At 65.3% G+C, this 22,120-nt stretch carries 23 protein-coding genes; 14 read left to right on the top strand and 9 right to left on the bottom strand.

The genetic code is table 11. The annotated features are described in order from the left end of the window. Position 1 precedes the first annotated feature (1 nt). The 6 genes from QA639_RS12325 (at position 2) to QA639_RS12300 (ending at position 6,274) form a co-directional block, all read left to right on the top strand. On the top strand, positions 2-253 hold the full coding sequence (locus QA639_RS12325) for an exodeoxyribonuclease VII small subunit (RefSeq protein ID WP_028334494.1): 252 nt from the start codon (positions 2-4) through the stop codon (positions 251-253). Positions 254-798: 545 nt separating this feature from the next. Further along, on the top strand, positions 799-2,727 hold the full coding sequence (gene dxs / locus QA639_RS12320) for a 1-deoxy-D-xylulose-5-phosphate synthase (RefSeq protein WP_028334495.1): 1,929 nt from the start codon (positions 799-801) through the stop codon (positions 2,725-2,727). A gap of 103 nt (positions 2,728-2,830) precedes the next feature. Further along, on the top strand, positions 2,831-3,394 hold the full coding sequence (locus QA639_RS12315) for a nucleoside 2-deoxyribosyltransferase (protein WP_028334496.1): 564 nt from the start codon (positions 2,831-2,833) through the stop codon (positions 3,392-3,394). Continuing rightward, positions 3,391-4,152 carry a TlyA family RNA methyltransferase gene (locus QA639_RS12310; protein WP_283089842.1) on the top strand — a complete coding sequence of 254 codons (762 nt, stop codon included), beginning with the start codon at positions 3,391-3,393 and terminating at the stop codon, positions 4,150-4,152. The genes QA639_RS12315 and QA639_RS12310 overlap by 4 nt, the downstream gene beginning before the upstream one ends. Next, the gene (locus QA639_RS12305; protein ID WP_283089841.1) at positions 4,145-5,386 is read left to right on the top strand and encodes a class I SAM-dependent RNA methyltransferase; all 1,242 of its coding nucleotides are present in this window, start codon (positions 4,145-4,147) and stop codon (positions 5,384-5,386) included. The genes QA639_RS12310 and QA639_RS12305 overlap by 8 nt, the downstream gene beginning before the upstream one ends. Before the next feature lie 54 nt (positions 5,387-5,440). Beyond that, on the top strand, positions 5,441-6,274 hold the full coding sequence (locus tag QA639_RS12300; RefSeq protein ID WP_157345602.1) for a nucleotidyltransferase domain-containing protein: 834 nt from the start codon (positions 5,441-5,443) through the stop codon (positions 6,272-6,274). A gap of 104 nt (positions 6,275-6,378) precedes the next feature. On the opposite strand, the gene QA639_RS12295 is transcribed toward QA639_RS12300, so the two are convergent. Continuing rightward, a complete protein-coding gene (locus tag QA639_RS12295) occupies positions 6,379-7,230 on the bottom strand; it encodes a DUF1194 domain-containing protein (RefSeq protein ID WP_028334500.1) in 852 nt (283 codons plus the stop codon). Between the two features lie 232 nt (positions 7,231-7,462). Between QA639_RS12295 and clpS the strand changes: the two genes are divergently transcribed. Both clpS and QA639_RS12285 read left to right on the top strand, forming a co-directional pair. Further along, positions 7,463-7,768 carry an ATP-dependent Clp protease adapter ClpS gene (gene clpS, locus QA639_RS12290; RefSeq protein ID WP_021076758.1) on the top strand — a complete coding sequence of 102 codons (306 nt, stop codon included), beginning with the start codon at positions 7,463-7,465 and terminating at the stop codon, positions 7,766-7,768. Between the two features lie 90 nt (positions 7,769-7,858). After that, a complete protein-coding gene (locus QA639_RS12285; RefSeq protein ID WP_244978630.1) occupies positions 7,859-8,623 on the top strand; it encodes a hypothetical protein in 765 nt (254 codons plus the stop codon). On the opposite strand, the gene QA639_RS12280 is transcribed toward QA639_RS12285, so the two are convergent. From QA639_RS12280 to QA639_RS12270, 3 genes are all read right to left on the bottom strand, one after another. Next, a complete protein-coding gene (locus QA639_RS12280) occupies positions 8,620-9,813 on the bottom strand; it encodes an adenylate/guanylate cyclase domain-containing protein (RefSeq protein WP_157345601.1) in 1,194 nt (397 codons plus the stop codon). The genes QA639_RS12285 and QA639_RS12280 overlap by 4 nt on opposite strands. Before the next feature lie 44 nt (positions 9,814-9,857). After that, positions 9,858-10,946 (bottom strand): chorismate synthase, encoded by a 1,089-nt coding sequence (gene aroC / locus QA639_RS12275; RefSeq protein WP_050387833.1) that lies wholly within the window; start codon positions 10,944-10,946, stop codon positions 9,858-9,860. A gap of 130 nt (positions 10,947-11,076) precedes the next feature. Next, on the bottom strand, positions 11,077-11,676 hold the full coding sequence (locus QA639_RS12270; protein ID WP_157345599.1) for a histidine phosphatase family protein: 600 nt from the start codon (positions 11,674-11,676) through the stop codon (positions 11,077-11,079). Between the two features lie 227 nt (positions 11,677-11,903). Here QA639_RS12270 and QA639_RS12265 point away from each other — a divergent pair, with 227 nt between their 5' ends. Beyond that, positions 11,904-12,392, top strand: a complete 489-nt coding sequence (locus tag QA639_RS12265; protein ID WP_028334505.1) for a sigma-70 family RNA polymerase sigma factor — start codon at positions 11,904-11,906, stop codon at positions 12,390-12,392. Positions 12,393-12,459: 67 nt separating this feature from the next. Then, complete coding sequence (locus QA639_RS12260) at positions 12,460-13,224, top strand: anti-sigma factor family protein (protein ID WP_157345596.1); 765 nt, start codon at positions 12,460-12,462, stop codon at positions 13,222-13,224. Positions 13,225-13,612: 388 nt separating this feature from the next. Here the strand turns inward: QA639_RS12260 and QA639_RS12255 are convergent, their stop codons facing one another. Next, positions 13,613-14,572, bottom strand: a complete 960-nt coding sequence (locus QA639_RS12255) for a DnaJ C-terminal domain-containing protein (RefSeq protein ID WP_157345593.1) — start codon at positions 14,570-14,572, stop codon at positions 13,613-13,615. A gap of 119 nt (positions 14,573-14,691) precedes the next feature. Then, entirely contained in the window at positions 14,692-15,099 is a 408-nt protein-coding gene (locus tag QA639_RS12250; RefSeq protein WP_028334508.1) for an RT0821/Lpp0805 family surface protein, read from the bottom strand. 108 nt (positions 15,100-15,207) lie between these two features. On the opposite strand from QA639_RS12250, the gene pdxH reads away from it, so the two are divergent. Beyond that, positions 15,208-15,849 (top strand): pyridoxamine 5'-phosphate oxidase, encoded by a 642-nt coding sequence (pdxH, locus tag QA639_RS12245; protein WP_018270355.1) that lies wholly within the window; start codon positions 15,208-15,210, stop codon positions 15,847-15,849. Positions 15,850-16,003: 154 nt separating this feature from the next. Beyond that, on the top strand, positions 16,004-16,756 hold the full coding sequence (locus QA639_RS12240) for an SDR family NAD(P)-dependent oxidoreductase (protein WP_018270354.1): 753 nt from the start codon (positions 16,004-16,006) through the stop codon (positions 16,754-16,756). Between the two features lie 133 nt (positions 16,757-16,889). Here QA639_RS12240 and QA639_RS12235 read toward each other — a convergent pair whose 3' ends face one another. Both QA639_RS12235 and QA639_RS12230 read right to left on the bottom strand, forming a co-directional pair. After that, on the bottom strand, positions 16,890-17,114 hold the full coding sequence (locus tag QA639_RS12235; protein WP_028334509.1) for a hypothetical protein: 225 nt from the start codon (positions 17,112-17,114) through the stop codon (positions 16,890-16,892). 130 nt (positions 17,115-17,244) lie between these two features. Continuing rightward, complete coding sequence (locus tag QA639_RS12230) at positions 17,245-18,222, bottom strand: magnesium transporter CorA family protein (RefSeq protein WP_028334510.1); 978 nt, start codon at positions 18,220-18,222, stop codon at positions 17,245-17,247. A gap of 338 nt (positions 18,223-18,560) precedes the next feature. Here QA639_RS12230 and QA639_RS12225 point away from each other — a divergent pair, with 338 nt between their 5' ends. Next, the gene (locus QA639_RS12225; protein ID WP_018270352.1) at positions 18,561-19,238 is read left to right on the top strand and encodes a L,D-transpeptidase; all 678 of its coding nucleotides are present in this window, start codon (positions 18,561-18,563) and stop codon (positions 19,236-19,238) included. A 17-nt stretch (positions 19,239-19,255) separates the two neighbouring features. Here QA639_RS12225 and QA639_RS12220 read toward each other — a convergent pair whose 3' ends face one another. Then, positions 19,256-20,404, bottom strand: a complete 1,149-nt coding sequence (locus QA639_RS12220; protein WP_050387836.1) for an extensin family protein — start codon at positions 20,402-20,404, stop codon at positions 19,256-19,258. Positions 20,405-20,480: 76 nt separating this feature from the next. Here QA639_RS12220 and QA639_RS12215 point away from each other — a divergent pair, with 76 nt between their 5' ends. Beyond that, positions 20,481-22,109, top strand: coding sequence for a fatty-acid--CoA ligase (locus QA639_RS12215; RefSeq protein ID WP_028334512.1), 1,629 nt, complete (start codon positions 20,481-20,483; stop codon positions 22,107-22,109). Positions 22,110-22,120 lie beyond the last annotated feature (11 nt).

The following is a 22,120-nucleotide window of genomic DNA, read 5'->3' as shown; positions in this document are numbered from 1 at the left end:
AATGGCCGAGAATACCCAAGCCGACGTGAAGAAGCTCTCCTTTGAACGCGCGATCGAGGAACTCGAATCGATCGTCAAGCGGCTCGAGGACGGCAAGGTCCCGCTTGAGGAATCGGTCGCGATCTACGAGCGCGGCGAGGCGCTGAAGCGGCGCTGCGAGGAATTGCTGCGCCAGGCCGAAGCCCGCGTCGACAAGATCACCACCGACGCCTCGGGCCAGCCGACCGGCACCGAACCACTCGACGTGCAGTAGCGCCACCGACCACCTCGATCGTGCGGCGCGATGTCCGCCACGGCGGGCAATTGTTGCTGTGCATTTCCAGCCACCCGTAAACCCCCGGGGCTACCCGCGGGGGTCGGGTACGGCTGCGAATCAGGCCGAGCCGCCCCGGCCGGCTGCCGCCAAATTAGGCGAATTGGAACCCGGCTCCCACCCAGGCATTGAAAAGATTAGGTTTTTCAGCGCGCCGCATAGGAACCCTGCGCCCCCTATCGGGTTGGCTTTGGCTGCGGCTTTGGTGTAATGCTTCCAGTTCTATGGGCATTTGAGAGTGGCGGGCAGCCCGACTTTTCGGGCGGCATGCATCTCAAATGGTTCGACAAAACTGAACCGGGACGGGTGAAGAGCGACCAAGGTGATGCATATCACGTGGTCCAATCCGGAGTGAATCTAGGCTTACAACCAGGCACCGGCCTGCCGGGGCGGCACCCAGTGTCTGGCATTCGCTGCGCGGTGTGCGCGCCATCCCATCTCGCGTCGGGCGGTTCGTTCCGACAGGCAAAAATTGGAAATTCGCTGTGACCACATTTAGTAAGACGCCGCTTCTTGACACTATTCACACGCCGGATGACCTGCGCAAGCTGAAGGTCGAGCAGGTGCAGCAGGTTGCCGACGAGCTGCGCCAGGAAACCATCGACGCGGTGTCGGTGACCGGCGGCCATTTCGGCGCCGGCCTCGGCGTGGTCGAACTGACCACCGCCATCCACTACATCTTCGACACCCCGCGCGACCGCCTGATCTGGGACGTCGGCCACCAGGCCTACCCGCACAAGATCCTGACCGGACGCCGCGACCGCATCCGCACGCTACGCACCGGCGGCGGCCTCTCCGGCTTCACCAAGCGCACCGAAAGCGACTACGATCCGTTCGGCGCCGCGCACTCCTCGACCTCGATCTCGGCCGGCCTCGGCATGGCCGTGGCGCGCGATCTCTCCGGCGGCAAGAACAACGTTATCGCCGTGATCGGTGACGGCGCGATGTCGGCGGGCATGGCCTATGAGGCGATGAACAACGCCGGCGCGATGAACTCGCGCCTGATCGTGATCCTCAACGACAACGACATGTCGATCGCGCCGCCGGTCGGCGCGATGAGCGCCTATCTGTCGCGTCTCTACTCCGGCAAGACCTACCGCTCGCTGCGCGAGGCCGCCAAGCAGATCAACAAGCGGCTGCCGAAGATCCTCGCCAACCGCGCCAACCGCGTCGAGGAATATTCCCGCGGCTTCATGATGGACGGCGGCACGCTGTTCGAGGAACTCGGCTTCTACTATGTCGGCCCGATCGACGGTCACAATCTGGACCATCTGCTGCCGGTGCTGAAGAACGTCCGCGACATGGAGACCGGCCCGATCCTGGTTCACGTCGTGACCCAGAAGGGCAAGGGCTACGGCCCGGCCGAAGCCTCCGCCGACAAGTACCACGCCGTGGTCAAGTTCGACGTCGCGACCGGCACCCAGGCCAAGGCCAAGCCGAATGCGCCGGCCTACCAGAACGTGTTCGGCCAGAGCCTCGTCAAGGAAGCTGAGAAGGACGACAAGATCGTCGCCATCACCGCGGCGATGCCGTCGGGCACCGGAGTCGATATTTTCAACAAGGCGTTCCCGGACCGCACCTTCGACGTCGGCATAGCCGAACAGCACGCGGTGACCTTCGCCGCCGGCCTCGCCACCGAAGGCTACAAGCCGTTCTGCGCGATCTACTCGACCTTCCTGCAGCGCGGCTATGACCAGGTGGTCCATGACGTCGCGATCCAGAGCCTTCCGGTCCGCTTCGCGATCGACCGTGCCGGCCTGGTCGGCGCCGACGGCGCGACGCACGCGGGTTCGTTCGACAATGCGTATCTCGGCTGTCTGCCGAACATGGTGATCATGGCCGCCGCCGACGAGGCGGAACTGGTCCACATGGTGGCGACGCAGGTTGCGATCAACGATCGTCCAAGCGCGCTGCGCTATCCGCGCGGCGAAGGCCGCGGCATCGAGATGCCGGAAGTCGGCGTTGCCCTGGAAGTCGGCAAGGGCCGCATCATCCGCGAGGGCAAGAAGGTCGCGCTGCTATCGTTCGGCACCCGTCTCGCCGAGTGCGAGAAGGCGGCCGACGAGCTCGCAGCGCACGGCCTCTCCGCCACGATCGCCGACGCGCGCTTCATGAAGCCGCTCGACGAAGAAATGATCATGAAGCTCGCCCGCGACCATGAGATCCTGATCACGATCGAGGAAGGCTCGATCGGCGGCTTCGGCTCGCATGTCATGCAGTTCCTGTCGGACAACGCCATGCTCGACAGCGGCATGCTCAAGTTCCGCTCGATGATCCTGCCCGACGTGTTCCTAGACCACGACACGCCGGCGGCGATGTATGCCCGCGCCGGTCTCGACGCCAAGAGCATCGTTGCCAAGGTATTCGAAACCCTCGGCAAGGACTACAAGACCGAGACCGTCAAGCTCGCCTGATCGCTGCGGGCGGCGCTCACTGGAGCATTTTCGGTTCTGATTGAATCAATCAGAACCGAAGCTCCAGGTTCTCGCTCGAAAACGCACCAGCCCCGGCAAGTCCATGAAGATCTATCTGGCAGGTCCTGACGTGTTCCTGCCGGATGCCGTGGAGATCGGCCGCCGCAAGGCGGAGGTTTGCGCCTATCACGGGCTGACCGGGCTGTATCCGCTCGATAACAGCATCGATCCCACCGCCGCCGGCGCCTCGCTCACCATCTTCAAGAGCAACGAGGCGATGATGGAGTCTGCCGACGCCATCATCGCCAACTTGACGCCGTTTCGCGGCCCCAGTGCCGACGCAGGCACGGTTTACGAACTCGGCTACATGGCGGGACGCGACAAACTGTGTCTCGCCTATTCCAACGATCCCACGTCCTACGCCAATCGCGTGGCGCGGCTCAGTCAGGTCGTGCCGGCATCCGACGGACGCCTGATCGATGCGGAGGGGCTGACGGTGGAAGAGTTTGGATTACCGGATAATCTGATGATGATGCACGCGCTCGACCTGCACGGCAGCCCGCTGGTGACCCCGCGCGAGCCGTCGGCCGACCTCTGGCACGACCTCACCTCCTTCGAGGCGTGCGTGCGGCTCGCTGCCGCGCAGCGCCGGCAGGCGGCGAAGTGACCAGAGCGGGCAACAACGACAACGACGCATCCCCCGGCAAGCGCATCGACGTGCTGCTGGTGGAACGCGGCCTGTTCGAAAGCCGGGCGCGGGCGCGCGCCGCCATCGACGCCGGCCTCGTCACCGCCGACGGCAAGCAAATCGCGAAGGCGTCCGAGATCGTCGCACCGGGCGCGGCACTCTCGGCGGAACCGGCGCATCCCTATGTCTCGCGCGGCGGCGTCAAGCTCGCCGGCGCGCTCGAGCACTATCCGATCGACGTCGAGGGCCATGTCTGCCTCGATGTCGGCGCCTCGACCGGCGGCTTCACCGAAGTGCTGCTCGCCAACGGCGCAAGTCTCGTGTTCGCCATCGACGTCGGCCATGGCCAGTTGCATCCCTCGCTGCAGGGACATCCGAAGATCGTCTCCATGGAGGCGACCGACATCAGGAGTTTCGAGGGCAAGCGCCTGCCGGCGCGGCCCGACATCGTGGTGATCGACGTCAGCTTCATCTCGCTGAAGCTCGTGCTGCCGGTGGCGCTGTCGCTGGCGGCAGCCCCGATGCATCTTTTGGCACTGATCAAGCCGCAATTCGAGGCGGCGCGCAAACACTCCAAGCGCGGCGTGATCCGCAACGCGATGGTGCACCAGGAAATCTGCGACGACATCGCCGCCTTTGCCGCCTCGCAGGGCTGCACCGACATTCAGGTGTTCCCGTCCTCGATCTCGGGCGGCGACGGCAATATCGAATTCTTCCTCGGCGCGCGCCGTGGCTGAGCTTCTTACCATCGACCATGTCGGCCACCGCGGCGACGGCGTCGCGATCGAGGGATCGCAATCGATCCTTGTGCCCTATGCGCTGGCCGGCGAAATGGTCGAGGTCGACGACGTCCCGGGCAACCATCCCGACCGGCGGCGGCTGCTGCGGGTCGTGCAGGAAAGCCCCGAGCGCATCGTACCGTTCTGCCCGCATTTCGGGATCTGCGGCGGCTGCGCGATCCAGCACTGGAACGATGCGCCCTACCACGCCTGGAAGCGCAACATCGTGGTCGAGACGCTGGCGCAGGCGAAGATTGCGGCGGAAGTCGCAGCGCTGATCGATGCCCATGGCGCGGGCCGTCGCCGCATCACGTTGCACGGCCGCATGGGCAGCCATGAGGTCCTCAAGGTCGGCTACGCCGCGGCAGGTTCGCACGACATCATCCCGGTCGATCGCTGCCCGATCCTCGATCCTGCGCTCGACGGCGCGCTCGAGGCGGCCTGGGCCACAGCCGAGCCGCTGATCGCGACCGGCAGGCCGCTGGACATCCAGGTGACCGCAACCGTCAACGGCCTCGACATCGACGTGCGCGGCTCCGGCGCGCTGCCAACCAGCCTGATCACCACTTTGTCGCGCGTCGCGGAGAAGCACCGGCTGGCGCGGCTGACACGCCACGGCGAGCTGGTGCTGCAGCGCGCCTCTCCCGAGATTGCGATCGGAAAGGCGAAGGTCGTGCTGCCGCCCGGCTCGTTCCTGCAGGCGACCGTTCAGGGCGAGGAGGCACTGGCCGCGCTGGTTCGCGCGCATTGCGGACGCGCCAAGCATATCGCCGACCTGTTTTGCGGCGTCGGTCCGTTCGCGCTGCGCCTCGCGGAGAAGGCGCGGATCGCGGCCTTCGACAGCGACACGGGTGCGATCACCGCGCTGCAGAAGGCCGCGCAATCGACGCCGGGGCTGAAGCCGCTCAAGGCCGAGGCCCGCGACCTGTTCCGCCGTCCACTGATGCCACAGGAATTGCGCGACTATGACGCCGTCGTGTTCGATCCGCCGCGGCAGGGCGCGCAGGCGCAGGTCACCCAGCTGGCGACGAGCAAGGTGCCGGTGATCGTCGCGGTGTCCTGCAACGCCGCAACGTTTGCGCGCGACGCGAAGATCCTGATCGACGGCGGCTACAGGATCGCGGACGTCACGCCGGTCGATCAGTTCCGCCACACCCCCCATGTCGAGCTGGTGGCGCGGTTCGCGCGCTGACAGGACGCAGCGACTATCGCTGAGCGCGGGCAGTCTCGCTATAATCTGCGCTCCATGTCCGACGATCCGCTGCTCGCACGCATCATTCCCGTTCTCGCCGCCGTACCGGGCGTCGCCGCCATCGTGCTCGGCGGCTCGCGGGCGCGCGGCACGGCGCATGACACCTCCGACACCGATATCGGCCTCTATCATCGGGATGGCGCCGCGCCGGATATCGATCGGTTGCGCGAAGCTGTAACGGGTCTGGTCGACGATCCCGCTGTTGCGCATGTCACGCCGGTCGGCGAATGGGGACCGTGGATCGTCGGCGGTGCCTGGCTCACGATCGACGGCCGCAAGGTCGACCTGCTCTACCGCAGCATCGATCGGGTCTCCGCTGTCATCGATGCTTGCCGGAACGGCGAGATCAGCATGCACTATCAGCCCGGCCATCCGCACGACTTCTGCTCGGCGATCTGGATGGGCGAGGTCGCGCTGTGCCGTGCGCTGCACGATCCCGACGGCCTCGTCGCGGCGCTGAAGGCGAGGACCGTGCCCTACCCGCCGGCCCTGCGCGATGCGTTGGTGCGGCGCTTTCAATGGGAAGCCCAGTTCAGCATCGAGAATGCCGAGCTCGCCTTGCCGCGCGGCGACAGCACGCATATCGCCGGCTGCGCCTATCGCGCGCTGGCCTGCATCGCGCAGGTGCTGTTTGCGCTGAACGGGGCGTATCTGATCAACGAAAAGGGCGCGCTGGCACAGGCCGCGAATTTTCCGGTGACGGTTCGCGAACTGTCTGGACGTGTCGCGCAAATATGGCAAGAGATCGGCGCGGCCGAGCACGCCGCCGCGTTGCAGATGCTGCGCGCGATAGAGAGTGAGCTCCAGAAGATCTGTAGGGCGAGTTAGAACCGCAGGATGGGTAGAGCGCAGCGAAACCCAACATTCGCGCCGCGGATATGAATTGATGGGTTTCGCTGCGCTCTACCCATCCTACGAGATTTCCATGATCGCTACCGCCCCCAGCGGTCCTGCCAGATCTTCTCGCCGATCAGGCAATTGACCCGCGGCTCCTTGTCGGCGGTCCGCATGATCGGGCGCTCCGGGGTGCGGCCGGCGACTTCGAGCAGCAGCTTGGTGCGGATCGCCTCCTTGAACTTCTCACGATCCTTGATCGTCACCACGAAGGAGCCTGGTCCGCCGATCACGCAGTCCTCGTAGTAATAGTCGAGATTCTCGATATCCATCGTCGAGTAGGACGGTTCCTTCACCATGATCGGCAGACCGTTGATGACGATACCCTTGTCGAGCGCCGCATCGCGCGCGGGCGTGATCGGCGTGCCGTTGTTGTTGGGCCCGTCGCCGGAAATATCGATCACGCGGCGGAGGCCGCGATGCGGATTCTCGTCGAACATCGGGATCGCGAAATAGATCGCGCCGGAGATCGAGGTGCGCGAGGCGCGGCGCACCGGCGTCTTCATGATTTCGGCGGCGACCGCATCGGCGGATTCAGGGCCGTCGATCACCCGCCAGGGGATGATGATCTTCTGATCGTTGGAGGCGGCCCATTCGAAATAGGTGATCGAGATCTTGCCGTTCGGACCGGCCTTCAGCGCCTGCAGGAAATCCTTGGAGACGATCGCCTGCGCATAGCCCTCGCGCTGGATCGCGAGCTCGTCCATATCCATCGAATAGGAAACGTCGACCGCGATGATCAACTCGATATCGACGCTCGGTGTGGATTCCTTTTCAGCCAGGCGATGGCCGGGCTGGGTTCCCGGGCCGGGCGCGGCAACACCGGCCACATCGCCGCTGGCCAACATGCCCGCGACAAGCACCGCTCCGATCGAGACATACCAGCGCATTGCGGCCCTCCCGTCGTATGAGTGTCATGGTGACACGCAATTCAGGCGGCGAAAAGCGCAGATATCAGCTGTCCTTCACATTCAGGTTAGACGTCCACATTCAAGTCAGACTTCGCTTGCCTCGAATACGGCGACACGCGCCGTGCCGTTGCCGCAATGACGCCGTGCAAATCGAACGGTTCCAAGGCGCGCCTGAAGACGGTATTCTTACGGGCAATCGCGAGGGAGTGCGATGCCGGATACCGTCGTCAAGCCGAAAACCAGGACCAAGACCAAGGTCGAGCGGCCGCGCCTGCACAAGGTGATCCTGGTCAACGACGACTACACGCCGCGCGAATTCGTCGTCACGGTGCTGAAGGGTGAATTCCGCATGACCGATGACCAGGCCTACAAGGTGATGCTGACGGCGCACCAGCGCGGCGTCTGCGTCGTCGCAGTCTTCACCAGGGACGTCGCCGAGACCAAGGCGACGCGCGCCACCGACGCCGGCCGCGCCAAGGGCTATCCTCTGCTGTTCACCACCGAGCCCGAGGAATAGCGCGCCAGCGCCGGATTGCCGCTGGCCTTGCCGCGAATTTTAGCGATCGCGGCGACCGGTGCTTTAGGGATCGCATGGCATGAACGCGGCATGTCCGTCGCGCTGCGCCAACAACTGTCCCTGCGGAAGACTCGCCCGGAGACCTCGTTCGGGCCATTTCGCCCGTTGCCCGCCCTGCCCTGGCTCATCATGGCGGCGGCGCTGCGGATCGTCGGCTACGGCAATCTCGGCCTGATCGTGCCCGCGCTGGCGCTGGCCAACGCTTGCGTGCTGCTCGCCTTCTTCGCGACGGCACGGGACTCGATCCAGGCTTCCGGAGGTCGATCATCACTTGGCGAATTGACGCTGGCCGAGCAGATCAGACTGTCGCTGTCGATCCTGTGGCGGATCGTGCTCGTGATGATCGTGGCGTCACTCGGCGCCGCCGCGATCGGCTTCTCGTCGTTTGCACCGTATCTCTTGTCGGGCCTCGATGGCATGGCCTTCGATCAGGTCACCCATCTCGGCCGGTTCTGGAGTGCGGCGATCGCGGCGCTGGTGCTGCTGATCATCGTCAATGCGGAAGGCAATGGCGGCCGCGTTGCGCTGTTTGCCGCCGTCAAGGACCTTGGCCGGCACGCGCTCTGGCTTGGCGCGGCGGTGCTCGTGCTGGGCACGATCAACGTTGCGCTGGGCTACGGGCAGGCGCTTGTGCGCACCGCGATCTGGCACTTCTGGCAAATCTCGATGGTGGACCAGCCGCTCAAGAACCTGATCTACGTCGTCTTCATCTTAGGCTTCGCCATGCTGCGGCTGTGGATCACATTGTCGATCCTGACCTTCGGCCTGAAGCAGTCTTACGCCCGCGGCGGCTAGCTCGCGGCAGCGACCGGCGCCTCGTCGTACAGGCCGTAGACCCGTTCGGCCTTGGCAAATCCCGCGATCGGAAACTCGCCGAGATCGCTCCAGCCGCCGTCGCTGATGCCGGCGAAGCGCTCCGAGGCCACCACGGTGCGGCCGAGACGGCCGGCGATCTTCTCCAGCCGCGCGGCAAGATTGACCGCCGGACCGATGCAAGTGAAGTCGAGCCGGTTGCCGCCGCCGATATTGCCGTAGAGCACGCGCCCGAGATGCAGGGCGACGCCGAAACGGAAGCGTTCGACGGCATCGCCATTGGCGAATTGCAGCGCCTCGACGCCGGCGCGGGACGCGCGCGCGGCCTCCAGCACGCGTGAGCAGACCTGCACCTCGTCGCCGAGATATTCGTCGACCGGGAACACCGCGAGCAGGCCGTCGCCCATGAATTTGAGCACCTCGCCGCCATGGTCGCGGATCGCAGTGACCTGGCAATCGAAGTAGAGGTTGAGGATCTCCACGACAGTCTCGGCCGGCAAGCGGTCCGACAGCGCGGTGAAGCCGCGCAGGTCCGACAGCCAGATCGCGGCATCCATCGTATCGGCATGGCCGCGCCGGATCTGGCCGCCCATGATGCGCTCGCCGGCACGGTTGCCGACATAGGTGTCGAGCAAGAGCGAGGCGGTGCGGCGCAGGGTGATGATCTCGATATAGCGCGCCAATGGCACGGCGATCGACCGGATCGCATCGAGCTGCTCGTCGGTGAAGCCGCCCGGCTGCCTGGTGGTCCAGCTCGAGGCATTGACGAAGCCGTCGGTATAGACCAGCGGCACGGCGATGTAGTCGGTGACGCCTTCGGCCTGCAGGTCCACGACGACCGGAAACCGGGCGCTTGCGGGATCGTCGAGGCGCGCGCGTACTTCAACGCCCTGCCTGAACACGGTCGACAGCGGGCTGACGGCAAATTCCGGGGAGTCCAGGATGTTGTGATCGACGGTGCCGGTTTCGACCTCCGCGCCCGGCTTCCAGAAGAAATGGCGGCCATAGATCTCCGGATGCAGCGTGCGCACGAAGACGCCGATGCGCCACAGCGGCAATCCGGCCCGCACCAGCCGCTCGCAGCATTCCGCCATCATCTGCGGCGGGGTCGGCGCCGACCGCGCGCCGCCGATCATCCACTCGATGATGTCCCGAAGCTCCGACGCGTTCATGGCATTCCCCCAGGGCGGTCTGGCGACCGCCACTATATAAGGGATCAGCGCCCGGTCTGCCCGCGGTCGCGCAGAAAATGATCGGCCAGCACGCAGGCCATCATGGCCTCGCCGACCGGGACCGCCCGGATGCCGACGCAGGGGTCGTGGCGGCCCTTCGTCAGGATGTCGGTATCCGCGCCCTTGCGGTCCACGGTGCGGCGCGTGGTCAGGATCGAGGAGGTCGGCTTGACCGCAAAGCGCACCACCACCGGCTGCCCGGTCGAGATGCCGCCGAGCACGCCGCCGGCATGGTTGGACAGGAAACGCGTTCCGTTGTTGCCGGTCCGCATCTCGTCGGCATTCTCCTCGCCCGACAATTCGGCGGCGCCGAAGCCGGCGCCGATCTCGACGCCCTTGACCGCGTTGATGCTCATCATCGCCGCCGCCAGGTCGCTGTCGAGTTTGGCGTAGATCGGCGCGCCGAGCCCGGCCGGCACGCCCTCGGCGACGACCTCGATGACGGCGCCGATCGAGGAGCCGCTCTTCCTGATGCCGTCGAGATAGCTCTCGAAGAACGCCGCCTTGTCCTTGTCGGGACAGAAGAACGGGTTGTTCGCAATCTCGTCCCAGTCCCACTTCTCGCGGTCGATCTTGTGCGGCCCCATCTGCACCAGCGCGCCGCGCACCTTCACCTCGGGCAGCACCTTGCGCGCGATCGCACCGGCCGCGACGCGGGTCGCGGTCTCGCGCGCGGAGGAGCGTCCGCCGCCGCGATAATCGCGCAGGCCGTATTTCGCTTCATAGGTGAAGTCGGCATGGCCGGGCCGGAACTTGTCCTTGATCTCGGAATAATCCTTCGAACGCTGATCGGTGTTCTCGATCAGCAGCGCGATCGGCGTGCCGGTCGTCACCTGCGCGCCGCTCTCCGGATGCGCCATCACGCCGGACAGGATCTTCACCGCATCCGGCTCCTGGCGCTGAGTGGTGAAGCGCGATTGGCCGGGGCGGCGGCGGTCGAGGTCGTGCTGGATCTCCTCCACGGTCAGGGGGATCAGCGGCGGGCAGCCGTCGACGACGCAGCCGATCGCGACCCCATGGCTCTCGCCGAAGGTCGTGACGCGGAACATATGGCCGAAAGTATTGAAGGACATGGCGTGTCGTAACGCGCGGAGGCAGCGGGGTCAAACAGCCAGGCTGTCATTCCGGGGCGCCTGAAGGGCGAACCCGGAATCTCGAGATTCCGGGTTCGATGCTCCGCATCGCCCCGGAATGACGGGATGCTTAACTATATTGGCGCAGCCCCTGTTCACCGAACACGTAGACCGCCCCCTGCTCGATATAGAGCTCGGCGGCCGAGGCCGGCGTCTCGAAGCCAAGGGCCACCATCAGCGCCCGCGCCGTGCCGCCATGGGCAACCGCGACCGTGTCTTCCGTCACCGAGCAATACCAGTCGGTCATTCGCACCTGGACGTCGACATAGCTCTCGCCGCCGGCCGGCGACACCGTCCACTTCTCGGCCAGGCGGCGAGCATACAGCGCGGGGTCGGCAGCCTGCGCCTGCGCCAGGGTCGAGCCCTCCCACGTCCCGTAGCCGATCTCGCGCAGCCGCGCGTCGAGGGTGTAGTCGCCGGGCGCAAGGCCGAGCTCGGCGCGCACCAGCTCCATGGTCGCCCGCGCCCGGATCAGCGGGCTTGCGACGAACGGCACCGTCGTCTTGTCGCGGCCGTCGCGCGCCAGGAGATCAGCGAGGATGCGCCCGGCATGCGCCGCCTGGGCGCGGCCGCGCTCATTGAGGGCGATGTCCTGCACGCCCTGGAGCCGGCCTTCGGCGTTCCACGAGGTCTCGCCGTGGCGGATGTAATAGATCGTCGGTACCGGCATTCCCGTAACGGCTGGTCCCTGCTGCGCGAGAGGTCGGCCGCCTCAAGGCTTCCACGCTTCGAATTTTTTCGGATCGGAGGTACACCAGCACTTCGGCTGGCGACAAGCCCAAATCGGCCGCAGCTTGGGCGGTATGCGCGCAGATCGGCGCAGACGGAATAGCCACGCCGCCAGGGTGTTATGTTGGACAAGGCGGCTATCGCCGAGACCATCGAAGACTGGGATGCATGACCGCGTTTCGTCAAAGTGTCGAAGCCATGATACCGGCGCTGCGTCGCTATGCGCGCGCGCTGGCGCGTGACACGGATATCGCCGACGATTTGGTGCAGGATACGCTGGTGCGGGCGCTGCGCTCGGAGCGTCTGTTTCTCGGCGGCGACGTCAGGAGCTGGCTCTACACGATCCTGACCAATCTGAACAAGAACCGCCGGCGCTCGCTGGCGCGGCGGCCGGCGTTCGTGCCGCTGCTCGACAACAATGCCGACGCCAGCGGCACCGAGGCCGAGGGACGCGACATCGAGCGCGCGCTGTCGACACTGGTCGAGGAGCAACGCTCGGTGCTGCTGCTCGTCATGCTGGAGGGCATGAGCTACCGGCAGGTCGCCGACATCCAGGGCGTGCCGATCGGCACGGTGATGTCCCGCCTCGCCCGCGCCCGCGCCCATGTCCGGGCTTCGATCGAGGGCCAGCGCCCGGCGCTCCGGCGGGTGAAATGATAATGTGCGCGATGGCCGGCGTTATGCATGAACGATTTTCGAACAAGATTTGGCAGAGACCACTGATATGACCGACCCGAACATTCCCGTCACCGAAGACGAGCTGCACGCTTACGTCGACAATGAGCTGCCGGCCGAACGCCGCGGCGATGTCGAGGCGTGGCTTGCCGCACATCCCGACGACGCGGCGCGGGTGCAGTCATGGCGTGCGATGGCCGAGACACTGCATGCGCGCTACGACACCGTGCTGGACGAGGCGGTGCCGAAACGGCTCGAGCTCGAGCGGCTGGTGCGCCAGCCGCGCCGCTGGGTCTATGGCGCGGTAGCAGCGACGGTCATGGCCTTCGTCGCCGGTGGCGGCGCCGGCTGGATCGCGCGCGGCGCCTCGGCGACGCCGTCGGCCTTCCAGAGCTTCACGGTCGATGCACTCGATGCGCATCGGCTCTACGTGGTCGAGGTCCGGCATCCCGTCGAGGTGCCGGGCAGCGAGCGCGACCACCTGCAGCAATGGCTGACCAAGCGCTGCGGCTGGGACGTCCGCGCGCCGGAGCTGACCGGGCTGAAGCTGGTCGGCGGCCGTCTGCTGCCCGGACCGAGCGGCCCGGCGTCGTTCCTGATGTATGAGAGCACGTCGGGTGAGCGGTTCACGGTCTACACCGCCAAGGTGAAGACCGAGGCGACCCAGATGCGCTATGCCGTGCAGGGCAGCGACGGCGCGCTGTTCTGGGCGGATCGGGGGGTCGCCTATGTCGTCAGCGGCGGCACCGATCGCACGCGCCTGACCCAGGTCGCGCAGGCCGTCTACGATCAGATGGAGAAGAGCGGCAGCTGATCTCCGGTAAATTTACGGAAGATCAGGCCGTCGAAATTGCGTCATTTCGAGTAAGTGAATCCAGCCTCACTCAGTGTCCCAATTCCGACATCGAAAACTTCGATTCGCGTCATCGACGCGTCTCATTATCGCACCGGATGCTCACGCGAAGATGATCCGCGCCCGATCCGCCGATCGGCGCACGCGGCCTCGATTGGGGTTTTGTGTACCGCGCTGGTCCCCCTCTCGAGGCCGCACTCCTTTCCGCCGTCCCATCCGCACGCCGCAGATGGGACTTCCGGCGGCCGGTCATCTTTTGACGCGCCCGCAATGCCCGCGTCTACCCCGATAGAGTCCGGGGTAGTTGCAGTTTCGCGTCTTCGCGTCTTTTGGGGCACGCTCTCGGCGGTCAGCCGAGATCGCTACGCGGATTGTAGGGTTTTTGATCCCCCCACGTCTGCATCAATGCCTCAAGCTCGGCATCGTTCCCGTCGGGAAGGATGATGCGGGTCGTGACGTAGAGATCGCCGACGGCGCCCGCCTTCGACAGCCCCTTGCCCTTGAGGCGGAAGGTGCGGCCGCTCGAGGTGTTCTTCGGGATCGAGAGTTCGACCGCGCTGCCGAGCGTCGGCACGCGGACCTTGCCGCCCAGCACCGCCTCGTAGAGGGTGATGGGCAGGTCGATCCTGAGGTCGTTGCCGTCGACCTTGAAGAACGGGTGCGGCGCGACCGAGATCGTGATCAGGAGATCGCCGGGCGGATGGCCTTGCGCGGTCTCGCCCTGCCCCTTCAGCCGAATCTGCTGACCCGCAGCAACCCCGGGCGGAATCTTGACATTGAGCTCGCGGCCGGTCGGCAGGCGGACGCGCTTATCGCCGCCCCTGACCGATTCCTCCAGCGACACCGTCATGGCGACCGAAAGATCGAGGTCGACGCCGACCCCGCCGCCGTCAAACTCGAACGGACTGGCCCGGCCCGCGCGGCCGCCACCGCCGCGAGCCGCATTGCCGAACATGCTGTTGAGGATGTCCTCGAAGCTGCCGCCGCCCATGCCGCCGCCGGACCCGGAGCGGAAACTGTACTCGAAGCCACCCGGACCGGCACGACCGCCGGCGGCGCCGCCGCCAGGGAAGCCCTGGAAGCGCGGCTTGCCTTCGGCATCGATCTCGCCGCGGTCGAACTGCTTGCGCTTGTCCTCGTCGCCGACGATCTCGTTGGCCGTGTTGATCTCCGCAAAGCGGGCCGCCGCCTTCGGGTCGTTCTTGTTGTTATCAGGGTGATGCTTCTTGGCGAGCTTGCGATAGGCGCTCTTGATCGTCGCAGCGCTGGCGCTCCGCTGCACCCCCAAGACCTCATAGGGGTCGCGCATCCGTCACGTCTCCTTCACGGGAAAAATCAGTCCTGGCCGGGAACCCGTCCGGGCCCACTTCGCCTTCATGTGGGGGCTCAGTGGCATTTTTGCAACTTAGCCCGGCTTCGCCGGAATTCTCAGGATTTTCTCCAGGGCTTCAGGCTATGGATTTCCCACCGCCCTTGTCCAGCCTTGCATGCGGCACCCTGCAGCCAGCTCTCGGTGGCTCCATTGACGTAGCTGGCAAGGAAATCCCGGCACGTCTTGCCGTCCTCGCCCGAATAGGCCTGGGCCAGCGGCGTCACCGAGCCGCGCGCGCCGGTTTCAGGGTTTTCCCAGGGCTGGCTGGAATCCTTGTCGCCCTTGGTCAGCACGTCGGAGGCGGCATTGCGGGCGAAGGCGAGATCGGTGTCGGTCGGCATCACCGCATTGACCTGGGTCGGGCTGATCGAGCCCGTCACATCCTTGTCGTCCAGCTTGGCGAAGGCGTCGCTGCGCGACAGGCTGCAGCCGCTTGCGCCGACGCCGATCAGGATCAATGTCACCACCGCGCCTGCGGGGTGGATCGCCGATAGGCCAACGCGCCCCCATGCCCTATATAGGGCTAGTAACGCGCTTTCAGACGCGGGCGGATGCAAATCGGGACTCCTGACATGACCGACACGACCTCCATCAAACACCCGACACCGTTAACATCGGGTGATTTCACCGCGGCGGAGGAGCCGTTCGCCCTGTTCGCCGAATGGTTTGCGGAGGCGGTCAAGTCCGAGCCGAACGATCCGAACGCGATGGCGCTTGCGACCGTCGATCCCGACGGTTTGCCCGACGTGCGGATGGTGCTGATGAAGGGCTTCGATGCCGACGGCTTCGTGTTCTACAGCCACATTGCGAGCGCCAAGGGCCGCGAATTGGCCGCAAATCCTAAAGCCGCTTTACTCTTCCACTGGAAATCGCTGCGCCGCCAGGTGCGCATCCGCGGGCCGGTCACTCCGGTGACCGATGCCGAGGCCGACGCCTATTTCGCCACCAGGCCGAAGCAGGCGCAGATCGGCGCCTGGGCCAGCAAGCAGTCGCAGCCGCTGGAGAGCCGCTTCGCCTTCGAGCAGGCGATCGCCAAGACCGGTGCGAAATACGTCATCGGCGAGGTGCCGCGGCCGCCGGGCTGGAGCGGCTGGCGGATCACGCCGCAGCGCTTCGAGTTCTGGCACGACCGCCCGTACCGCCTGCACGATCGCATCGAATTCCGCCGCGACGGCGCCGGCAGCGCCTGGTCGAAGGTGCGGCTCTATCCCTGAAAGCTGCGACCGTCATGGCGGGGCGAAAGCGCGGAGCGCATCTTCGTGTAAGATGACCCGGCCAGCGACGTCTGATCCCAAGTCATCCCAAGTCGTTCGAAGGCGTGAATGCCCGGCACGCCGCCGCGCATGACGAAAACGAAAGAAACCGTCGATGCCCCACCCATCCAATGCACCGCGGCGCACGCTGCTCCTGACCGGCGCAAGCCGCGGCATCGGCCATGCCACCGCGATCCGGTTCTCGTCCGCCGGCTGGCGCGTCATCACCCTGTCGCGGCATGCGTTTCCCGAGGTCTGCCCGTGGGGCGCCGGGCCGGAAGACCACATCGAGGTCGACCTCGGCAGCCATGACGACACCGTGCGCGCGATCTCCGAGATCCGCAGACGGCTCGAGAACGATGAACTGCACGCGCTGGTCAACAACGCCGCGATCTCGCCGAAGGCTGCGGGCGGCGGCCGGCTCGGCACCATGGACACCGACATCGAGACCTGGACCCACGTTTTCCACGTCAACTTCTTCGCACCGATCATGATCGCGCGCGGGCTGATCGAGGAGTTGAAACACGCCAAGGGCGCGGTGGTGAACGTCACCTCGATCGCCGGCTCGCGCGTGCATCCGTTTGCCGGCGCGGCCTATGCGACGTCGAAGGCCGCGCTCGCGGCGCTGACGCGCGAGATGGCATCGGACTTCGGTCGCGTCGGCGTCCGCGTCAACGCCATAGCGCCGGGCGAGATCGATACCTCGATCCTGTCGCCGGGCACCGAGAAGATCGTCGACCAGCAGATACCGATGCACCGCCTCGGCACGCCGGACGAGGTCGCCAAGATCATCTACGTTCTCTGCACGGAGACCAGCTCTTACGTGAACGGTGCGGAAATCCACATCAACGGTGGTCAGCACGTCTGAGCTTGGGAAGAGCCGTATTTCGGGGAGGGAAGTTTTGAGGCGATCCCGGCCGCCGCCGCGGCCGTCATTGGGATTGCTTCACTTGCAGGCGTAACAAACGCAAACGAGGCTTCTGCCTCCGAGGCTTCGGCCTCTAGTCTGCGTAAAACCGACGCGACTTCTTCTTCTCGGGCTGCCGCAGCGCGACGTCGTTCAGCGCGCTGGAGCATTCGTCTTCGTCCTCGCCATCCAGCAACGCAGCGCCACAGTAACGGCAAAGTCTCGGCGAGATCGCCTGCACCTTGCCTGCTGCGCGGTCCTGTTGATAGCGCGCAAAGTCGATGACGTTACGCCGTGGCGTTATGATCTTCTCAACCATTTCTGTCCTCCGGCTTCGAGGCGGGCGTTATCGCAGACAAGTTTCGCCCAAACGTTCAGCGCAACGCTCAAATTTTAGCAGAGGAAATAAGGCAGGAAGCGCGTCCCAAAACGCGACGCGTGGAACCGGCTTACAGCCACTTCTTCCACTTGAAGATCCAGTACGGCACGACAGCCGCGATCAGCATCAGCACCAGCGCGAACGGATAGCCGTGCGTCCATTCGAGTTCCGGCATCATCTTGAAATTCATGCCGTAGATCGAGGCGATCAGCGTCGGCGGCATCAAGACCACCGCCATCACCGAGAACAGCTTGATGATGTTGTTCTGTTCCAGATTGACCACGCCGAGCATGGCGTCGAGCACGAAGGTGATCTTGTTGGAGAGATAGGAGGCGTGGTCGGTCAGTGAGGCCACGTCACGCTGCATGGTCTTGAGCTGCTCGCGCATGTCCTTGGACCATTTCACGCCCTCGACCACCGCGGAGAGGAAGGTGACGAGGCGGCCGATCGAGACCAGGCTTTCGCGAACCTTCGAGGTCAGGTCGCCCTTGCGGCCGATTGCGATCAGGATCTGCGAATATTGCTTGGCGTGGCCGTGGCGCTCGCTCTCCGGCTCGAAGATGTCGTGGGACACCTGGTCGATATCGGCCCCGCAGCGCTCCAGAATGTCGGCGCAACGGTCGATCACCGCGTCCAGCAGTTCCATCAGCACCTGCTCCCCGGTGATGCCGGGGGAACAGGCGCGCGCCAGCTTGTTCTCGACCAGCGCGAACGGTTTCGGCAGGTCGTAGCGCACCGTCACCAGCCGATGACCGGTGAGGATGAAGGTGACCGCCGTGGTGCGCGGCATGTCGGTGTCGGACTGGCACATCAGCGTCGCGGTCATGTAGCGCGCGCTGTTCTCGATATAGAGCCGGCTGGAGATCTCGATCTCCTGCATGTCTTCCCGGGTCGGCACCGCGATCCCCGCGAGCTTCTCGACCGCCCGGTCCTCCTCCACGGTCGGATTCACCAGATCGACCCAGACCGCACCCTCGGGCAGCGCGCCGAGGTCGGTCGCCGTGGCCTTCTTGAGCGAGAACTCGGACGGAACGAACACCGACAGCATCACGAACTCCACGAAACAGGGCTGGCAGGACCCGCCGACTTAGCGCGATTCTGGGGGGCGCATCATGACCGGGGTATTAACCGGGCATCCATACTTGTGGCGGCCAGGCGGCAGCGACGTGACGCCGACTCGTCGACCGTTGCCTGTTTGCACAAAAACCAACCTGGCGCCAGAACAGTTGCGGCAAAAAAGCCACAGACAGCGTCCCGCGATGCGGGAAAGGCATCTAAAGTCTGGGAATAATGGCACGTTTCGGCAATAATGCCGCTAATGGAATCGTGGCGTTTGGGGCGTAATAGTGGCGCTTTCGGGCGCGGATTTTCGATTGGAATGTAATCATGTCGTCGCTCAAAGTTACCTTCGGGATTCTGGCCGCGGGCCTGATGTTGTCGGGCTGCATGCAGGCCACAACCTATGAGGCAACCAACACCGCGAACTTCAAACCGCGTGACAAGGAACTCCTGGCCAAGACCACCTACGTCAAGACACCGGTCGCTGAACCGTTCCGCCGCGCCATCGTCGAGTACCACCGCAAGGAAGCCCCCGGCTCGATCGTGGTCGATTCCGACAACCATTACCTCTATTACGTGCTGAACGACGGCAAGGCGATCCGCTATGGCATCACCGTCGGCGAGGAAGCCATGGCCTGGTCCGGCATCGCCAAGGTCGGCAGCATGACCGAATGGCCGGCTTGGCACCCGACCCCCGGCGAAATCTCGCGCCTCGGCGTCCCGACTTTCGTGGCCCCGGGCCCGGACAATCCGATGGGCTCGCGCGCGATGTATCTCTATTCGGGTGGCAAGGACACGCTGTTCCGCATCCACGGCACCAACCAGCCGGAATATATCGGCGCGTCGATCTCCTCGGGCTGCATCCGCATGACCAACGAGGACGTCATCGACCTCTACAACCGCGTCAAGCTCGGCACCATCGTCGTGGTGCTGGAGCCGAAGCACGGCGACTCGCCCTACAAGCCGCAGATGGCGCTGCAGGGCGGCGGCGGCACGACCTACTGATCCAATCGCAATCGCGATCAAAAGCGCCGGCTTTGCCGGCGCTTTTTTGTTGGCTGCGGCCTGGTCTCGGCGCTGCGGTCGGGTGCGGCCGCATCATCTGATTTTGTGGCGTCCGGCTTGCTGGTGTCAGACTTGCCGTGGTCAGCTTTGGATGTATCCGCCTTCGGCGCGTCGGATTTGGCGGCGACCTCGCGCGGCGGCGCCTCTTCGGGGCGCTCGGCCGGCAACAGCGGCGCGACCTGCGGCAGCGGGTCGTCCACGTTCCACTGGCAGATCCGGTAATTGTTGCGACGCTCGATCAGGTCGAGATGGACGTGGTCCTCGTGGTACCAATCCGAGCCCGGCCCGAGCACCGTGGAGAAACGGGCGCAGACCGAATGCAGCACGGTCTCGCGCAAGGTCCGCGGCACGCTGCGGTCGGTCAGCGAGATCGACTTGCCGTCGGCGAGACCGAAGGCGCGCACGTCGAGCGCGTTGGCGCGGCCATGCTCGGAGAGCTGCGCGCCGGCGACGCGATTGCGGCCGCGGCATTCGAACGAGTCGAAATTGTCGAGATTGCTGATCCCGCCCCCGAGGCTCTGCGCGAGCGGCGCGATATCGGTGCGGATCCAGTCGGCGACCGCAGCGGCCATCTTGCAGCGAAGGATCGCCGCGGGCTTGACCGCGACCTTGCGCTTGTCCGGCAACACGATGGCCTCGAGCCGCACCAGATCCTCGCCGCCGCAGCCTCCGGCGCCGTGGATATCCGGAATGCTCGGCGCGATCGCGATCTCCTCGGTCAGCGCCTGCCGGCAGGCCGAAAGCTGCGGCGCAGCGGGCTCGGCCGGCTTCGCTGCCTCAACCGGCTTGGCCGACTCGCTGGGCCCGGCCGCCTCAGCGGGCACCGCAGGCTGCGTTTTGGCTGCGGCGGGAGGCTCCGCCGGCGCCTGAGCCGGGCGCGGCTTCGGCAGCGGCACCGCTGCGCGGCGGGCTGCCTTGTGCGGCCTTTGCGGCCGGGTGCCGAACAGATCGTCCCACGGAAAGCTGGGCGCGCGGCGGGCGGCCTCGGCGGGGCCTGCTTGCATGCCAAGGCAAAGCAGCACAGCGGCGGTAACCATTGCCGCGCCCCCGCGACGAAACGCGCCAACAGGCCATTTTCGGCTTGCTTTCTCCGCGCTAAAGTTCATGTCAGTTCCATGATTTTACTGCCGGCCGTCCAAGATGCCGGCGGATCATGCGTGAGGATCGAGGAGGGATTTGCGTATGCTTGGTTTGATGCAAGATTGGCCCTTGCTGTGTCACAAGATTATTGAGCACGCCGCCAAATATCACGGTACCCAGGAAGTCGTGACGCGGTCGGTCGAAGGCCCGATTCATCGCACCACCTACGCCCAGATCCATGCCCGCGCCCTGAAGGTCTCGCAGAGCCTGGAACGCGACGGCATCAAGCTCGGTGACCGCGTCGCCACCATCGCCTGGAACACCTGGCGCCACCTCGAGGTCTGGTACGGCATCATGGGGATCGGCGCGATCTGCCATACCGTCAATCCGCGCCTGTTTCCGGAACAGATCGCCTGGATCGTCAACCACGCCCAGGACCGCATCGTCATCACCGACCTCACCTTCGTTCCGGTGCTGGAGAAGATCGCAGGCCAGCTGCCGAGCGTCGAGCGCTACGTGGTGCTGACCGACAAGGCGCACATGCCGCAGACCACGCTGAAGAACGCGGTCGCCTATGAGGATTGGATCGCGGCATCCGACGGCAAGTTCGAGTGGAAGACCTTCGACGAGAACACCGCGGCGGCGATGTGCTACACCTCCGGCACGACGGGCGATCCCAAGGGTGTACTTTATTCGCACCGCTCCAACGTGTTGCACGCGCTGATGGCCAACTCGAAGGACGCGCTCGGCACCTCCGCGTCGGACACAATGCTTCCGGTGGTCCCCTTGTTCCATGCCAACAGCTGGGGCATCGCCTTCTCAGCACCGTCGATGGGCACCAAGCTCGTGATGCCGGGCCCGAAGCTCGACGGTGCCTCGGTGTACGAGCTGCTGTCGACCGAGAAGGTCACGCACACCGCCGGCGTGCCGACGGTCTGGCTGATGCTGCTGCAATACATGGCCGCCAACAACGTCAAGCTGCCGGATCTGCAAATGGTGATCTGCGGCGGATCGGCGATGCCGCGCTCGATGATCCAGGCCTTCCTCGACATGGGCAGCCAGGTGCGCCACGCCTGGGGCATGACCGAGATGAGCCCGCTCGGCACGCTGGCGACGCTGAAGCCGCCGTTCACCGAGCGCACCGGCGAGGAGCGGCTCGACATCCTGCAGACCCAGGGCTATCCGCCGTTCGGCGTCGAGATGAAGATCACCGACGATGCCGGCAAGGAGCTGCCGTGGGACGGCAAGACCTTCGGCCGTCTCAAGGTCTCCGGCCCCGCGATCGCCAAGGCCTATTTCCGGGTCGACAGCAACATCCTCGACGATGCCGGCTATTTCGACACCGGCGACGTCTCGACCATGGACGAGCACGGCTACATGCGGATCACCGACCGCTCCAAGGACGTGATCAAGTCCGGCGGCGAATGGATCTCCTCGATCGATCTCGAGAACCTCGCGGTCGGCCATCCGGCCGTCGCGGAAGCCGCCGTGATCGGCGTCCATCACCCCAAATGGGATGAGCGGCCGCTGCTGATCGTGCAACTCAAACAGGGCCAGAGCGCCACGCGCGAGGACATCCTGAAGTTCATGGACGGCAAGATCGCCAAATGGTGGATGCCCGACGACGTCGCCTTCGTCGACGGCATTCCCCACACCGCGACCGGCAAGATCCTGAAGACGGCGCTGCGCGACCAGTTCAAGGACTACACCTTCCCGACCGCCGCGGCGTAGGCAGGCTCGCA

The sequence above is a fragment of the Bradyrhizobium pachyrhizi genome (genome assembly GCF_029714545.1).
Taxonomy (GTDB): Bacteria; Pseudomonadota; Alphaproteobacteria; order Rhizobiales; family Xanthobacteraceae; genus Bradyrhizobium; species Bradyrhizobium pachyrhizi.
This window is presented reverse-complemented; position numbering and strand designations above follow the sequence as displayed.

Excerpts from the sequence above, each read along its gene's own strand:
- QA639_RS12300 (WP_157345602.1), top strand. The coding sequence starts at position 5,441 with ATGTCCGACGATCCGCTGCTCGCACGCATCATTCCCGTTCTCGCCGCC.
- QA639_RS12270 (WP_157345599.1), bottom strand. The coding sequence starts at position 11,676 with ATGCCGGTACCGACGATCTATTACATCCGCCACGGCGAGACCTCGTGG.
- QA639_RS12280 (WP_157345601.1), bottom strand. The coding sequence starts at position 9,813 with ATGAACGCGTCGGAGCTTCGGGACATCATCGAGTGGATGATCGGCGGC.
- QA639_RS12260 (WP_157345596.1), top strand. The coding sequence starts at position 12,460 with ATGACCGACCCGAACATTCCCGTCACCGAAGACGAGCTGCACGCTTAC.
- QA639_RS12220 (WP_050387836.1), bottom strand. The coding sequence starts at position 20,404 with ATGAACTTTAGCGCGGAGAAAGCAAGCCGAAAATGGCCTGTTGGCGCG.
- QA639_RS12240 (WP_018270354.1), top strand. The coding sequence starts at position 16,004 with ATGCCCCACCCATCCAATGCACCGCGGCGCACGCTGCTCCTGACCGGC.
- QA639_RS12235 (WP_028334509.1), bottom strand. The coding sequence starts at position 17,114 with ATGGTTGAGAAGATCATAACGCCACGGCGTAACGTCATCGACTTTGCG.
- QA639_RS12215 (WP_028334512.1), top strand. The coding sequence starts at position 20,481 with ATGCTTGGTTTGATGCAAGATTGGCCCTTGCTGTGTCACAAGATTATT.
- QA639_RS12315 (WP_028334496.1), top strand. The coding sequence starts at position 2,831 with ATGAAGATCTATCTGGCAGGTCCTGACGTGTTCCTGCCGGATGCCGTG.
- aroC (WP_050387833.1), bottom strand. The coding sequence starts at position 10,946 with ATGTCCTTCAATACTTTCGGCCATATGTTCCGCGTCACGACCTTCGGC.
- pdxH (WP_018270355.1), top strand. The coding sequence starts at position 15,208 with ATGACCGACACGACCTCCATCAAACACCCGACACCGTTAACATCGGGT.
- QA639_RS12255 (WP_157345593.1), bottom strand. The coding sequence starts at position 14,572 with ATGCGCGACCCCTATGAGGTCTTGGGGGTGCAGCGGAGCGCCAGCGCT.
- QA639_RS12285 (WP_244978630.1), top strand. The coding sequence starts at position 7,859 with ATGTCCGTCGCGCTGCGCCAACAACTGTCCCTGCGGAAGACTCGCCCG.
- clpS (WP_021076758.1), top strand. The coding sequence starts at position 7,463 with ATGCCGGATACCGTCGTCAAGCCGAAAACCAGGACCAAGACCAAGGTC.
- QA639_RS12230 (WP_028334510.1), bottom strand. The coding sequence starts at position 18,222 with ATGCTGTCGGTGTTCGTTCCGTCCGAGTTCTCGCTCAAGAAGGCCACG.
- QA639_RS12265 (WP_028334505.1), top strand. The coding sequence starts at position 11,904 with ATGACCGCGTTTCGTCAAAGTGTCGAAGCCATGATACCGGCGCTGCGT.
- QA639_RS12225 (WP_018270352.1), top strand. The coding sequence starts at position 18,561 with ATGTCGTCGCTCAAAGTTACCTTCGGGATTCTGGCCGCGGGCCTGATG.
- QA639_RS12295 (WP_028334500.1), bottom strand. The coding sequence starts at position 7,230 with ATGCGCTGGTATGTCTCGATCGGAGCGGTGCTTGTCGCGGGCATGTTG.
- QA639_RS12325 (WP_028334494.1), top strand. The coding sequence starts at position 2 with ATGGCCGAGAATACCCAAGCCGACGTGAAGAAGCTCTCCTTTGAACGC.